Annotated in this window: 15 protein-coding genes and 1 pseudogene; 11 read left to right on the forward strand and 5 right to left on the reverse strand. The window is 38.3% G+C overall.

Translation table 11 applies throughout. The features are described from left to right. The first annotated feature begins 207 nt into the window (after window positions 1-207). From prpF to FTV32_RS04930, 3 genes are all read left to right on the forward strand, one after another. Entirely contained in the window at window positions 208-1,395 is a 1,188-nt protein-coding gene (gene prpF, locus FTV32_RS04920; protein WP_180028094.1) for a 2-methylaconitate cis-trans isomerase PrpF, read from the forward strand. A 234-nt stretch (window positions 1,396-1,629) separates the two neighbouring features. Then, window positions 1,630-2,592, forward strand: coding sequence for a diguanylate cyclase domain-containing protein (locus tag FTV32_RS04925; protein WP_180028095.1), 963 nt, complete (start codon window positions 1,630-1,632; stop codon window positions 2,590-2,592). A 136-nt stretch (window positions 2,593-2,728) separates the two neighbouring features. Then, window positions 2,729-3,640: a farnesyl diphosphate synthase gene (locus tag FTV32_RS04930; protein ID WP_180028096.1), complete on the forward strand. Its 912-nt coding sequence runs from the start codon at window positions 2,729-2,731 to the stop codon at window positions 3,638-3,640. A 34-nt stretch (window positions 3,641-3,674) separates the two neighbouring features. Here the strand turns inward: FTV32_RS04930 and putP are convergent, their stop codons facing one another. The 5 genes from putP to FTV32_RS04955 form a co-directional block, all read right to left on the reverse strand. Further along, window positions 3,675-5,165: a sodium/proline symporter PutP gene (gene putP, locus FTV32_RS04935; RefSeq protein WP_180028097.1), complete on the reverse strand. Its 1,491-nt coding sequence runs from the start codon at window positions 5,163-5,165 to the stop codon at window positions 3,675-3,677. Between the two features lie 167 nt (window positions 5,166-5,332). Beyond that, window positions 5,333-6,187 (reverse strand): SPFH domain-containing protein, encoded by an 855-nt coding sequence (locus tag FTV32_RS04940; protein WP_035268029.1) that lies wholly within the window; start codon window positions 6,185-6,187, stop codon window positions 5,333-5,335. A 24-nt stretch (window positions 6,188-6,211) separates the two neighbouring features. Further along, window positions 6,212-6,685 carry an NfeD family protein gene (locus tag FTV32_RS04945; protein WP_180028098.1) on the reverse strand — a complete coding sequence of 158 codons (474 nt, stop codon included), beginning with the start codon at window positions 6,683-6,685 and terminating at the stop codon, window positions 6,212-6,214. 86 nt (window positions 6,686-6,771) lie between these two features. After that, on the reverse strand, window positions 6,772-7,701 hold the full coding sequence (locus tag FTV32_RS04950; RefSeq protein WP_180028148.1) for a patatin-like phospholipase family protein: 930 nt from the start codon (window positions 7,699-7,701) through the stop codon (window positions 6,772-6,774). A gap of 74 nt (window positions 7,702-7,775) precedes the next feature. After that, a complete protein-coding gene (locus tag FTV32_RS04955; protein ID WP_180028099.1) occupies window positions 7,776-8,393 on the reverse strand; it encodes a lysophospholipid acyltransferase family protein in 618 nt (205 codons plus the stop codon). Window positions 8,394-8,530: 137 nt separating this feature from the next. On the opposite strand from FTV32_RS04955, the gene FTV32_RS04960 reads away from it, so the two are divergent. From FTV32_RS04960 to FTV32_RS17425, 8 genes and pseudogenes are all read left to right on the forward strand, one after another. Further along, window positions 8,531-9,817 (forward strand): MFS transporter, encoded by a 1,287-nt coding sequence (locus tag FTV32_RS04960; RefSeq protein ID WP_180028100.1) that lies wholly within the window; start codon window positions 8,531-8,533, stop codon window positions 9,815-9,817. 110 nt (window positions 9,818-9,927) lie between these two features. Beyond that, complete coding sequence (locus tag FTV32_RS04965; RefSeq protein WP_180028149.1) at window positions 9,928-10,647, forward strand: HAD family hydrolase; 720 nt, start codon at window positions 9,928-9,930, stop codon at window positions 10,645-10,647. 140 nt (window positions 10,648-10,787) lie between these two features. Beyond that, window positions 10,788-11,696, forward strand: a complete 909-nt coding sequence (locus tag FTV32_RS04970; protein WP_180028101.1) for an AEC family transporter — start codon at window positions 10,788-10,790, stop codon at window positions 11,694-11,696. A gap of 125 nt (window positions 11,697-11,821) precedes the next feature. Beyond that, on the forward strand, window positions 11,822-12,334 hold the full coding sequence (locus FTV32_RS04975; protein ID WP_180028102.1) for a hypothetical protein: 513 nt from the start codon (window positions 11,822-11,824) through the stop codon (window positions 12,332-12,334). A 111-nt stretch (window positions 12,335-12,445) separates the two neighbouring features. Next, window positions 12,446-12,664 carry a hypothetical protein gene (locus tag FTV32_RS04980; protein WP_180028103.1) on the forward strand — a complete coding sequence of 73 codons (219 nt, stop codon included), beginning with the start codon at window positions 12,446-12,448 and terminating at the stop codon, window positions 12,662-12,664. A gap of 304 nt (window positions 12,665-12,968) precedes the next feature. After that, window positions 12,969-13,307, forward strand: coding sequence for a hypothetical protein (locus FTV32_RS04985; RefSeq protein ID WP_180028104.1), 339 nt, complete (start codon window positions 12,969-12,971; stop codon window positions 13,305-13,307). Window positions 13,308-13,339: 32 nt separating this feature from the next. Further along, window positions 13,340-13,675: a hypothetical protein gene (locus FTV32_RS17420; protein ID WP_257227586.1), complete on the forward strand. Its 336-nt coding sequence runs from the start codon at window positions 13,340-13,342 to the stop codon at window positions 13,673-13,675. A gap of 18 nt (window positions 13,676-13,693) precedes the next feature. After that, window positions 13,694-13,975 (forward strand): annotated as a pseudogene (locus tag FTV32_RS17425) (FAD-binding protein); the annotation flags it as partial. Between the last annotated feature and the right edge of the window lie 19 nt (window positions 13,976-13,994).

Raw genomic sequence — 13,994 nt, forward strand, 5'->3', positions numbered from 1 at the left:
ATAGGAAAATGATTTAATTATTTTTTAATCAATCATTTAATTTTATTAGAATTTGTTTTTGTGAGAGTGAATTAAATTTAATCTATCGTAATTGATGGAAATTCATACCATAGTGTTAAGTGCTCATGTTCACATAAAAAATCATTTATACTGTGTTGAACTAAAAATCACGATTGATAACAAATATTAAAAGAGAAGGAATGAGCTATGAGTTCAACACCACAAATTAAAATTCCAGCCACTTATATGCGTGGAGGAACGAGTAAAGGTGTTTTCTTTAACTTAAATGATTTACCCAAAGAAGCTCAAGTTCCAGGTAAAGCAAGAGATCAGATCTTATTACGTGTGATAGGAAGCCCTGATCCTTATGGCAAACAAATCGATGGAATGGGTGGTGCTTCATCTAGTACCAGCAAGACAGTCATTCTCTCTAAAAGCGCTCAATCTGATCATGATGTAGATTATCTTTTTGGACAGGTTGCGATTGATCGACCATTTGTCGATTGGAGTGGCAACTGTGGCAATCTTACGGCAGCAGTAGGCTCATTTGCGATTTCAAATGGTCTCGTGAGTGCAGAAAAGATTCCAGAGAATGGGATTTGTACGGTAAAGATTTGGCAGGTCAATATCCAGAAAACGATTATCGCGCATGTCCCAATTACAAATGGTCATGTTCAGGAAACAGGTGATTTCGAGCTTGATGGGGTAACATTTCCAGCTGCAGAGGTGCAAATAGAATTTTTAGATCCCGCAGATGATGGAGAGGATGGGGCTGCCATGTTTCCCACAGGAAATGTGGTTGATGAGCTGGAAGTCCCAGATATTGGTCGCTTTCAGGTGACGCTGATTAATGCGGGTATTCCAACTATTTTTATGTGTGCTTCAGACTTAGGGTATGAAGGAACTGAACTTCAGGATCATATCAATAATGATGTCGAGGCCTTGGCCAAGTTTGAAAAAATTCGTGCTTATGGTGCTGTAAAGATGGGTATTATTCAGCATATTGATGAAGCGGTTCAACGTCAGCATACACCTAAAATTGCATTTGTATCTGCGCCTAAAAATTACATCTCATCTAGCGGAAAAGCAGTACACGCTGATGAGATCGACTTGACGGTTCGTGCTTTATCAATGGGTAAACTACACCATGCCATGATGGGAACCGCAGCTGTAGCGATTGGAACCGCCGCTGCAATTCCTGGAACATTAGTCAATTTAGCCTCAGGTGGTGGTGAAAAAAAATCAGTCAGATTTGGGCATCCTTCTGGAACACTCAGAGTGGGCGCTGAAGCCGAGAAAATTAATGATCAATGGACTGTAAAAAAGGCCATTATGAGTCGCAGTGCTCGAGTACTCATGGAAGGATGGGTGCGAATTCCTGGCGATACGTTTTAATATGAAAAAACCACTTTCGAGTGGTTTTTTTACGCGCTTAAAATATGTGATAAGTATACTAAATTAGCCTGAAAGCATTCATAACAGTGCGATTCACTCATAAATAATTGCGACTATGACAATTCTGACATGTTATATTAAGAAAATAAGTCAACGTGACTATACTGACCGAATTCTTAAAATTAAGTTGCTGAATAGCCTTCGATCCACGAATAATTAAAATGAGAAAGACTAATGAAGAAGGATAATAGTTTTGAGCAGGATACGCCCAAGATTGATCAAGAGTTTCTAAACCAAATTCATGCTACAAATAAATTAGATTTAGTATCTATCATTGCCAAAATCCCTGTGCCTGTGGCACTGGTTCAGCATGATGGCGTCTTCATTAGTACAAATCAATTATTTGCTGATATCTATGAAAGTGATGCGCTTTATTTACTTGGAAAGAAATTAGGTTTCGTATCAACAACAGTTTATCAATTATTTCAAGATGCGCTGCAATTGTTTCGACATGATTCACGCTTAAATAAAATTGAAAATGAGTTCTATTCAAAAGGGCATTTTTTTCAAATTTATTTTAGTGCTTTAAGAGATAAAACATCCTCTTTGGATTGCGTGTTGATCGTATGTGCAGATATAACAAAATTGAAAAGACGTGAACGTGTCTTGATCCAAAATAATAAAAGGTTGTTTGAAGAGCTTTATTTGGACCCTGTGACTGGGATGAACAATAAGCTGGCATTTGAACAGTTTTTAAAAGATCGCTTTCTTATTCAAGAGCGGAAAAATTATTCTTTTATCAAGTTTGAAGTCGAAAATTTTAAAAAATTTAATCAGCTCAATAGTTATACCATTGGCGATGAAATTTTGAGTCGTATTGGATCTCTGATTAAAGAGGAATTGAATCAAGATTTAGCAGAAGTCTATCGTTTGAATTCTGCAAGTTTTATCTTGGTGATTCAAGAATCGACTCCTTGGAAAATTCTCACCATTGCTGAACGCCTAAAACAAACCTTGGTCCGTGAAAAAATTTATTTCGATCCTCAAAAGGATGAGGTGCTCACGTGTGCGATTGGGATTTTTCATCCTAATTGCCAGAAAATGTACTCAGAAAAGCAAATATTAGAAACCTTAGATCGCGCTGTTGATATTGCACATGTATTAGGTCGAAATTCGATTCATGTGTTAGATGAATAGTCACTCTTCATTTAAACCTATCACTAAATAAAACAAATCAGCATTGCGTTTTGTAGCAATCACAATTGGTTGTAGAATAAGGTCAATTTTATATATACCGACATGAAACGGTATAACTTGAGGTTTAAAGACGGCAGTGACAGTAAATATCTCTGTGAATAGTGAAGTATTACAACGTGCTCAACAGCAAATCCAACAGGATCTTAAAATTGCACTAGATGCATTTTTCATTCCAGAACCTTTGAAAAGCGCTGTAAATCATGCAGTCATGTTAGGTGGAAAACGGGTTCGCCCAGCTTTAGCATATGCAACAGCAGATTTAAGTGATGATCATAAAAATTTTGCTGCTGTGCGACGTGCAGCAGTTGCAGTCGAGTTAATTCATTGCTATTCACTTGCTCATGACGACTTACCATGTATGGATAATGATTTATTGCGTCGTGGTCAACCGACTTGCCATGTTGCATATGGTGAAGATACAGCACTACTTGCGGGAGATATCTTGCAGTCGATGGCATTTGAGGTTTTAGGAAGTCGACTTTTTGATACACAACTCACTGTAGATCCTTCTATTGTGTTGAAGCAAATGCAGATATTAGCGACATCATCTTCTAAGATGGTTTGTGGTCAAGTTCTAGATTTGCAAGCGGAAGGTAGGAAAATTGATCAGGAAGCATTGGAAAATATTCATCGTAATAAAACTGGTGCACTGATTCAGGCGGCAATCATGATGTCAGCAGTGACAGTGATGGACGGTGTAGATGCAGGAATACCGAAATTGCGTGAATTTGGTCAAGCATTAGGTTTAGCATTTCAAGTACAAGATGATATTTTAGATATAGTTTCCGATACTGAAACGCTTGGAAAAACTGCTGGAAAAGATGAGCTTGTAGAAAAATCGACATACCCAGCTTTATTGGGTTTAGATGCTGCAAAAGAATATGCAAATAAGCTTCATCAGCAAGCGATTAGTGCTTTAGATTATTTTGGTGATTCGGCATCTGAACTTAAGCAGATTTCAGCTTTTTTACTTGCTCGAAAGAGTTAAAAAAAAGAGGACTGAAAGTCCTCTTTTTCATTTGTTATTTTGTCGCTTTATATAATCGGTCTGCTTCGTCAAATCGGTCAGTCACATCTGAGGTCGGTTGCTTCCCTAATAAACTCACAACAATGATTGCGATGAGGGAGCAAATAAAGCCAGGAATGATTTCATAGATTCCAGTATCAGCCCAAATATTTTTCCATACAATAACGGTCACTGCACCAATGATCATCCCCGCCAAAGCGCCATTTAAAGTCATGCGTTTCCAGAATAAAGACAGAATAATGAGCGGGCCAAATGCTGCCCCAAAGCCTGCCCAAGCGTAGGCAACTAGACCAAGTACTTTAGATTCAGGGTTTGACGCTAAAACAATCGCAAGTAAAGCAATCAGTAGCACCATCAAACGACCCACCCAAACCAGTTCTTTTTGAGAAGCAGTTTTACGGATGAAAGATTTATAAAAATCTTCGGTTAAAGTGCTTGAACATACAAGAAGTTGACAACTCAATGTACTCATTACCGCAGCCAAAATTGCAGCTAATACAATGCCGGCGATCCATGGGTTAAATAGAACTTTCGTTAACTCCATAAATACAGTTTCAGGGTTAGCATTCACAATATTAGCGAACTGTGGATTTTGCTGAAAATAAGCAATACCGACATATCCAGCAGCCACTGCACCACCAAGGCACAGAATCATCCAAGTCATACCAATACGACGAGCATTAGGAATCGATTTAACTGAATCAGCAGCCATAAAACGTACAAGAATATGAGGTTGTCCGAAATAGCCTAAACCCCAAGCCAGTAATGAAATAATTGCGACGGTACTTAAGTTACCCATTAAACTGCTTGCTTCTGGTCGCGCTGCTTCAAGTGCTAGATTCACTTGAGATAAATCGGAAAAAGTCAGTAAAGCCACGATGGGGGTAAGCAATAAGGCAAAAATCATTAATCCCGCTTGGATGGTGTCTGTCCAAGAAACAGCTAAGAACCCACCAATAAAAACGTAACTGATCGTTGCAATTGCACTAATCCAAAGGGCAGTGCTGTAAGAAAGATCAAACATACTTTCAAATAATCGAGCGCCTGCCACCATGCCTGAAGCACAATAAATGGCAAAGAAGATTAAAATGACAAATGCAGAAACGATTCGTAGAATTTTTTTCTGATCATTAAAACGATTGGAAAAGTAATCTGGGAGTGTAAGGGCATTGTGTTGAACTTCAGTATGAACTCTGAGACGTCCTGCCACTAACAGCCAGTTGAGCCAGGCACCAATAATTAAACCAATTGCAATCCACATTTCTGATAGACCGGAAAGATAAATAGCACCTGGCAAACCCATAAGTAACCAGCCACTCATGTCAGAAGCACCAGCTGAAAGGGCTGTTACAAAACTTCCCAAGCGTCGTCCACCCAAAATATAATCTGAAAAGTTCGTGGTCGCTCGATACGCGATTAAACCAATCACGACCATGGCGATAATATAGAACAAGAAAGTGATTAAGGTGGGATCAAAGGTGCTCATACAATTTCCATGATGCAGTTAGACGATAGATTGTTTTCATGCAATCTTTCAGGATGCGAAATTTAACCATAAATTTAAAATAAATGCTGAAGAATTGAATCTTGAGTCATATCAATAACAAAGGCAGCCGAAGCTGCCTTTTAAATTTTGAAGAGTGTTTGAGCGATTTAAGGATTATTACGACCCATTACCCCACGAATCGTATTCATGATGTCAGCAGGCAATACCACAGTTTTAGCATTATTAGATTTAGCCATATCCTGCATTGCTTTTACATATTGTTCACCAAGTAGATAAGCGACAGGGATCTCTTTGTCGCCTACGGCATTGGTAACCATATTAATGGCTTTTTCTGAAGCTTCAGCGAGTACAACTTGAGCCTCAGCATCGCGACGTGATGCTTCAAGACGACCTTCAGCTTCAAGAATCGCAGCTTGTTTTTCACCATCAGCACGTGTCACTGTCGCACGACGCTGACGTTCAGCTGCGGCTTGGGCTTCCATTGCGGATTGCATTGTACCTGATGGTTGAATATCTTGGATTTCAACCGTTTTAAGCGTAATTCCCCAATCTGAAATATCATCAGAAATTGCTGCTTTTAGCTTCGCTTTAATGTGATCACGTGAAGATAAAGCATCATCCAAGTCCATTTCACCGACGATTGAACGTAAAGAAGTTTGGACAAGGTTTTGGATTGCCCAAGTATAGTTTTCGATACCGTAGACTGCTTTTTCTGGTGTAGTAATGTTGATATAGGCAACAGCGTTCATTAAAAGAACTGCGTTATCTCTTGTAATCACTTCCTGAGATGGAATATCGAGAACGATATCTTTTGTCGTGACTTTATATGCGACTTCATCAACATAAGGAATCACAAAGTTTAGACCTGGACTTAAGGTTGTATGGTATTTACCCAGACGTTGTACGATCCATTTATAGCCTTGAGGAACGATACGAACCCCTTTAAAAATAGTGATCCCGACGAATGCCAAAAATGCGATGGCAATAATTGAACCAGACATTTCTACTCCTTTAAGAATTATTGTTTATAACGGTGAATTGAGGTTATTGTGCGCTTGAACGACCAGCTCATTACCTAAAATATCTGTAACTCTGACACGATCACCGACCTGAACAGGGCTCAGTGTTCTGCAATTCCATTCGTCAGAGCCGAGAACTGGAAGCTGAAAACGAACTTTGACCAATTCAGGTTCATGACCAATTTGAATCACCATCCCAACTTGTCCGATTGTCGCTTCACGTGAGAGACCCGCTTTAGTCTTATCAACGGAAAGTGGTTTAATAAATTTAAACCAAACCACCGTACATGAAATCGATAGGACAACCCATAAAATAATTTGAGTTGGAAGCCCCATAGAAGGAAATAGCCACACGAGTATGCTAATAATGACTGCAGCTATACCAAACCACAGTGCAGCAAAGGCCGGTAAAATGAGCTCAGACAGGATGAGCAAAATACCTAATACAAACCAGTGCCAAGGTTCAATCAATAAGTCCATACATCTACTCTAATCGTTATCTTGTTATAGACGAAAACATCTATATCAAGATAACAGACTAGGGCAGAGATGCCTATAAAAAATGCTTAAAAGCGAGCTGTAGGTGCAGGTTTGAAAGCAGCTGGAGATTTTTTGAAATTGGCAATAGCGGTATCAATTGATTTAATTTTCAGTTGCGCTGCTTTTTCACCTTCAAGTATTGCCTCATTGCTGGCTTTCAAATCCAAAGTTCCTAAATGGCCAACTTTTGGCTGAATCACGACTGTAGCTGCATTGAGTTCAGTATTGATACTTTGTTGACCCATAATATTAATCGTTTGATCCAACAGTCCCCACATGCTCATCGGCTTATTGCCTGCAGGGCGTGCAGAAATATCAACTGCTATCACAATATCTGCACCCATATTTTTTGCAGTTTGAACTGGAATTGGACTCACGAGTCCACCATCAACATATTTGGTTTTGCCAATCGTTGTTGGAACAAAGACGTTAGGAATACTACATGACGCTCTTACAGCTTGACCTGTATTACCTTTGACGAAATCAGCGCGTTGACCATTATCTAAACGTGTGGCAACTGCAGCAAATCGAATCGGGAATTGTTCAATCGGTTTGTTCCCCACCTGTCGATTGACATAATCTTGGAGCTTTTGACCGAGGACCACACCCTGTCGATTTAAAGTTAAATCACGAATATCGGATTCTTTCAGTTGAAGTGCAATTTGCTGTAGTTGATAGGGAGATTTGCCTGAAGCATAAATACTACCGACAAAACTTCCAGCACTTGTACCCGTAACAATTTTAGGTTTTATACCATGAGATTCTAAAACCTTTAATACACCAATATGCGCAAAACCTTTTGCACCACCACCGCCAAGAGCGATCGCGATCACAGGCTCGCGTGCTTGAGTTTGAGAGGGTTGTGTAGGATTTTTTACAGTAGAGTTACAGCCTGATAGCGCCAATATACTCAGGCCAATAAAGCTGATTTTGGGAAGATTGAGGAGCAATGACATAGACATTAATCTGCTAAAAAGTGTCAAAATTTTAGGCATATCTCAACAGATTGCTGTCTATTTTTCTAGCATTTTTACAAAAGTTCTTTAAAGGGTAATGCTAAACGACTCATATTTTTAGGAGAAATTTTTCCACGATAATATTCTAATATTTTGCGCAGATCAGATTCATAGTCTCCCGTCATTTCGAGGCTTCCTAAACATCGAATGACTTTATGATCATAATCAAATGCAAACATTACCACTGGTATATTTGCACCTAAGGCAATGTGATAAAAACCGCTGCGAATCTTTTCAGCACTTTTTCGTGTACCTTCAGGTGCCATTGCGACCCAAATTTTATCTCGTTCATGAATGGCTTGAACAATTTGTTGAGTCAAGCCTTGGGGGGTATCACGTTTTACCGGAATCACCCCGATCCATTTGAGTAAATGTTTGAGTGGAGATTTGAACAGACTATCTTTTCCAAAGATTGTGACTTCAATGCCAATGCCAAGCATCGCGAGAAAGGCATACAGTCCATCATAATTTGATGTATGCGGGGACACAATTGCGACAGCTTTGGGAAAATTTGGAAATTCTCCTTCAAAAGACCAGCCTTGTCGAAGATAAAGCTGTTTGAACGCTGCTCGACTCAACGTTGAACCGCGTTGAGGAACTTGTGATGGCAATTTTGGAAATCTATTGTTCATTGTGCGTTGTATAATTGCTTTTTAAACTTATTATAAAGACCTTGTGTATGAGATACATTGGCAGAATAAGAACCAAGTGACAAGGACATCTCAATACGAATTGATTAAGAAAACATCAATTGCAGGACACCTCTTTCATGTCACCAAATACCAAAATGTATGTGCTTTTATTTTCACTCTATTGGGCGCAAGGTTTGCCAGTAGGATTTATGACACATGCTTTGCCCGTGATTCTACGTGCTGAAGGTGTTTCCTTAACGCATATTGGTGGATTTGGATTGCTGATGGCTCCGTGGGCACTCAAAGTTTTATGGGCTCCATTGGTTGATCGCCATCATTTGTTCAATCAAGGACATTACCGCAGTTGGATTATACCCACTCAGTTACTCACAATGATCACGCTGATAATCTTATCGTTTATCCCCATTCAATCACTGAACCAACCTCAATATCTCTTTGGATTTTTCATGGCATTGTTGATGATAAATAGTATCGGAGCGACTCAAGATATAGCAACCGATGGCTTAGCTGTGAATATTCTAAAAGGTGAACAACAGCATCTAGGCAATATGTTCCAAGTGATTGGTTCAAGATTGGGCTTTATTGTGGGAGGCGGTGCGATATTGTGGGTATTAGATGCATTGACTTGGCAAACCACTTTTTTATGCCTGGCTATTTTGGTGGCATTTAATACGCTACCCGTATTATTGTATCGTGAGCCTCAACATGCTTCACAAAGCATCAATAATCATCGAGATGATGATTCATCATCTAAAACTCAAAGTTTTGTGAAAGCTTTAAGTCATTACTTAAAATATTTTTTTCAAAATCGAGAACTCAGACTTTGGTTTTTTGTATTGTGTAGCATTAAAGTGACGGATGGTTTGTCTGGACCTATTCTTAAACCATTGTTGGTTGATTTAGGACTATCTAAGACGCAAATTGGTGTCAATGTGACCATGCTTGGAGCATTTGCTGCTTTGATCGGAGCAGGTATTGCGGGTTGGCTACTTAGGTTTTATTCGCGCCAAAGTGCTTTAATTACTTTTTCACTGCTTAAATTATTGAGTCTCATTGGATTTGCATGGTTATCGCATTATGAGGCGCGACCTTCTGAATTGAACGTCGTGTGGATCTATATCATCAATGCTTTAGAAGATATGTTCGCTGCGATGTTATTGGTGATTATTCTAACCTTGGTGATGCAATATAGTCGTAAAGAATTTGCAGGAACAGATTTTACTTTCCAAGTCGCATTGATGGCTTCCATTGCGGGAGCACTGTATACCTTGAGTGGCATATTAGGCGATTGGCTCGGTTATACCTCATATCTCATTTTAATCTGTATTTTAGGAGTATTTTTGTTCATACCGATTTTAGTATGGAGTCGGTATACAGCTCAAAACAAACATCAATGGAATTAATCTGTAATTGATCTTTTATTCATTTTCATGCTTAGGATGAAATAAAAATGAATAATCGAGATTGCGGAGAGTTGATAGCATGGGCAAATGAATACACTCCTCTAAGCACTATGAAAATTCAAGCTGTTATTTTTGATTTGGACAATACACTGACACACCGAGATTTTAGTGTTCAAACTTTTAGTCGGGCATTATTTAATACTTATAAACAGCAAATCGATCAATCTGCCTCGTCTGCGCAAGCTGAGATTCTCGAAACGATTCGATATATTGATCATGGTGGCTATCCCATCCGAGAAAGAATGACTGCTCCAACCATTGGTGGTTCAGTCGCTCATGCATTACTGAAGCAGTTGAAATGGAAAAAAGTACCAGAATTAGATGAATTAAGTGACTATTGGTTTAATCAATTTGGACTAAACGCAGTCATGATGCCAAATGCTATTCAGACGCTTGATCAGCTTAGAAGCGATGGATTTAAGTTGGCAATCATTTCGAATGGAGGACATTTTACTCGACACAAAATTATCGAAGGTCTAGGAATAGCACATTGTTTTGATGTGATCATGAGTTCTGAGAAGGCAGGTGTGTCAAAGCCTCAAGCAGAAATATTTCATATGACTTGTCAACAATTAGGAATTGCACCTGACCATTGTCTTTATGTTGGTGATCATCCATTGAATGATTATTGGGGTGCTACTCAGGCTGGATTAGATGGACTATATTTGGAGGGGTTTCACCAATCCTTAGCTGAACATCAACCGCCGTTAAATAAAACAATTCAGACTTTGCCTGAAATTTTAGCGTATATAAAACAAGTCAATGCATGATGTAAATGATGAATTTTTGAGACGATCAGCTTGATGCAGTGTAATATAAAATGATCAGTTCAAAATGCATGCAATAAACTACTGTGGTTGATTGAGCGTATTAGGGCTGAGCGATCTGCACTCGATTAGGCTCATCATTTATGTACAGCATTGTTTTATCCTTAGTGCCGCTGATAGGACTCATATTAATTGGATATTTTCTTAAACAGAAATCGTATTTAACAGACGAGTTTTGGGCGGGTGCAGAGAAACTTAACTATTTTGTGTTTTTTCCTGCCATGCTTTTTGGTAATTTGGCTCAAGCTGATATTCATATGGAGATGGTGAGTAAAATTTTAGTCATTTTACTCGTGGTCTTTCCAATTGCTTGTGCGGTTTTATATATTTTAAAAAGAATTTTTCAGACCCCAACACGAAGATTTGGAGTCTATGTTCAAAGTAATGTACGTTTTAATACCTATATTGGTTTAGCAGTGGTTGCTTCGCTTTTTCCAGCAGAAGGCATGACGATTTTTGCATTACTGTTGGCGATCAGTATTCCTGTTGTGAATATCATCTCGGTATTGGCACTGACCGATCATGAAAATATGAATTTTCGCGCAGTGATTATATCGTTACTCAAAAATCCTTTAATTTTAGGTTGTCTGGTTGGGGTGCTCTACAATGTATCCGGGCTGCCATTATGGAAGGGTGCAGAGTCATTAATTTACCAACTTGCGATATGTAGCTTACCTATGGGACTAATGTGTGTCGGTGCTGCATTGCAATTTGTGGCTCTTAAAAAAGAATCATTTCCGCTAATGATCAACACGCTATCGCGTTTATGTTTAATGCCGATTTTGGCTTGGTTGGTCTGTAAAATGCTGGGCTTCAATGCTTTAGAGACGCAAATCTTTATTTTATATTTTGCATTACCAACGGCTTCAGCTGCATATATTCTGACGAAAGTATTGGGTGGCGACAGTCAATTAATGGCTGGCGTAATCAGTCTGCAAATTATCGGTGCGGCAATCACACTACCCATCGTTTTGACTTTAATATTGCACTAAAACTAAGAAGTATAATTCTAAATATTTAGAATCATTTGAAAGCTTATCGATTCAATTTGAATTAGATTATGTATTTGTGTTGAATTATGAGAAAATGCAAGATTAAGTTGAATTGAAGTACTCCCATGACACACCACAATGCTGAATCTTTAAGTGATATCGAAATTTTAGATATTTTACAGTCTATGAAATCTGACGAACTTAATGTTGAGGCGAATAAACTGATTCGTAGTGGTGGTAAAGAGGGGCGTCAGGAAGCACATAAAAAAGCCTTGGTTGCATTACATCAATCTTTTGAAGAAAAGTTTGTTGAAGCAGTGACACTTGCTTTAGGTTTAAATGAAGCACAAGCAAAAAAAATTAAATATAAAAAAGACAGAATTCGTATTCTTAAAGCGCGTGGTATTGATTATCTTGAGATTGATGGTGCTGAAACAGCACAAGTTTTATCGCAGGTTGCACAGGCGATTACACGCGAAGAAGCAATCGTAACGCGTGATCTACACAATATTTTTCCATTTTGGAAAGAAGGCTGGCCAATGGTTCAGTTAGATAATGCGTATGCTATTTTAGCTGAAGATATCGATATTCATTATCAAGCAACCTTAGATAAACTTTTAGAAATCTATGGTCGTTAATCCTTTATTATTCAAGTTAAACAAAGAGTTGAAAACGTAGTTCAGCGAACCAAGTGACTGAAAACCGATTTAAGCAAAGGCTTAAATCGGTTTTTTCTTTTACCATCAACCATGTTGTTGTTCTACTCGGACATTGCACTGGGATACTTTTTTAATCTGCCCGCTGTATTAGGATTCTTTATCGGAATTTCTGCAGATACTGTGACCCCCTGTGACAGTTATACAACGATACTTATTGCTTTGTATTTAATTTTGCATTGTCTTGGTGCTGACTTTTCAAGTGCGATTGCACATGATGATCATGATGTATTTTGGACTAGTAAATATTAAGACTTTCTAAAATAGACCTTAAAATTTTGTTTTTTAGTTTTTATTGCCATGTTTGTAATGCTCCTAGATATTCTATCAATGGTGATGAACGGACCAATGATGTATCTATGATTTGAAATTGAACTGTTATTTTCGATAAAAATAGTCGACCGGATTATCATAAATAATGTTAAATAAATCACAAAATAATTAAATATCGTTATTTATTTTTCATTAATACTACATATTTCATCCTGTATATTAAAAAATTCTTAACAAAAGTTAGGTGTATTTAACATAAATTCTTTATAACGAGGTTTTAATCATGAGCTTAGTTGAATTAAAGCAAGAAGAAATCAATGAGGTATCTGGTGCTGGAACGTTGATTGGTGACTCTATCATCCACGGTGTGAACTTATTCAATCAAACACTTAATTCAAAACTGATTTCATCAGTTGGTGTTGTATTTAGTGCAGTAGGTTTAGGGCTAGTACACCAAGCTGCTGATACTACTGGTTTAGTGGCATCAAAAACATTAATTGGTCTAGGTCGTGCACTTGGTGGCGATGTAGATGAAACTCCAAACCATTACGAAAAAGAAAAGGCAGAAGGTCAATATAAACTTCTTCCGACTTTAAATGGCGTTCATGCTTGGCTTTCATAAGTTTTAAATAAAGTGTTAAAGGCAGACTGGTCATGAGTACTTGTCTGCTTTCAGTAACAGAAATAATAAAGCTAAAACTTTTGGTGGCTATAACAATGCAAAACTCATCAGAACTAATAGATCACGATAAAAGAAACTTTCTAAAAACAATGGGTAGCTTAGCTGCTGTTGGTGCTGTTTCAGCATGGTTCCCAACACAAAAGGCAGAGGCTTGGTTTTTTCCATTACAAGAAAGATTAGTAAATTTCCCAGCTGAAATCTCAATTTTTAAACAGGAATATGAAAATTGGTCTGGGGAATCTCGTTATGAAAATGCATGGACAGCATCACCCAGAAATCAAGAACAAGTTTTAAAAGCGATTAATTGAGCTTTTCAAAATGGTTATAAAGTCAGAGCCAAAGGGATGTCACATAATTGGTCACCTTTATTGTTGGATGATCAAGACAAGATTACTAAAATTTTATTGATTGATATGCCAACGCATATCAACAAAGTAAGTATTGATGCAAACGGTATTGTGACTGCCGAAGCAGGCATTCAAATGGAAGCATTGTTAACCGCAATGGAATACCGTAATCGTGGATTTGTAGCAGTGCCAGCACCTGGAGATTTAACTTTGGGTGGTGTGTTGGCCATCGACGGTCATGGCACAGGTGTACCTGCCGTAGGGGAAATAAAACAAGAAG

The sequence above is a fragment of the Acinetobacter sp. YH16032 genome (assembly GCF_013417345.1).
GTDB lineage: Bacteria > Pseudomonadota > Gammaproteobacteria > Pseudomonadales > Moraxellaceae > Acinetobacter.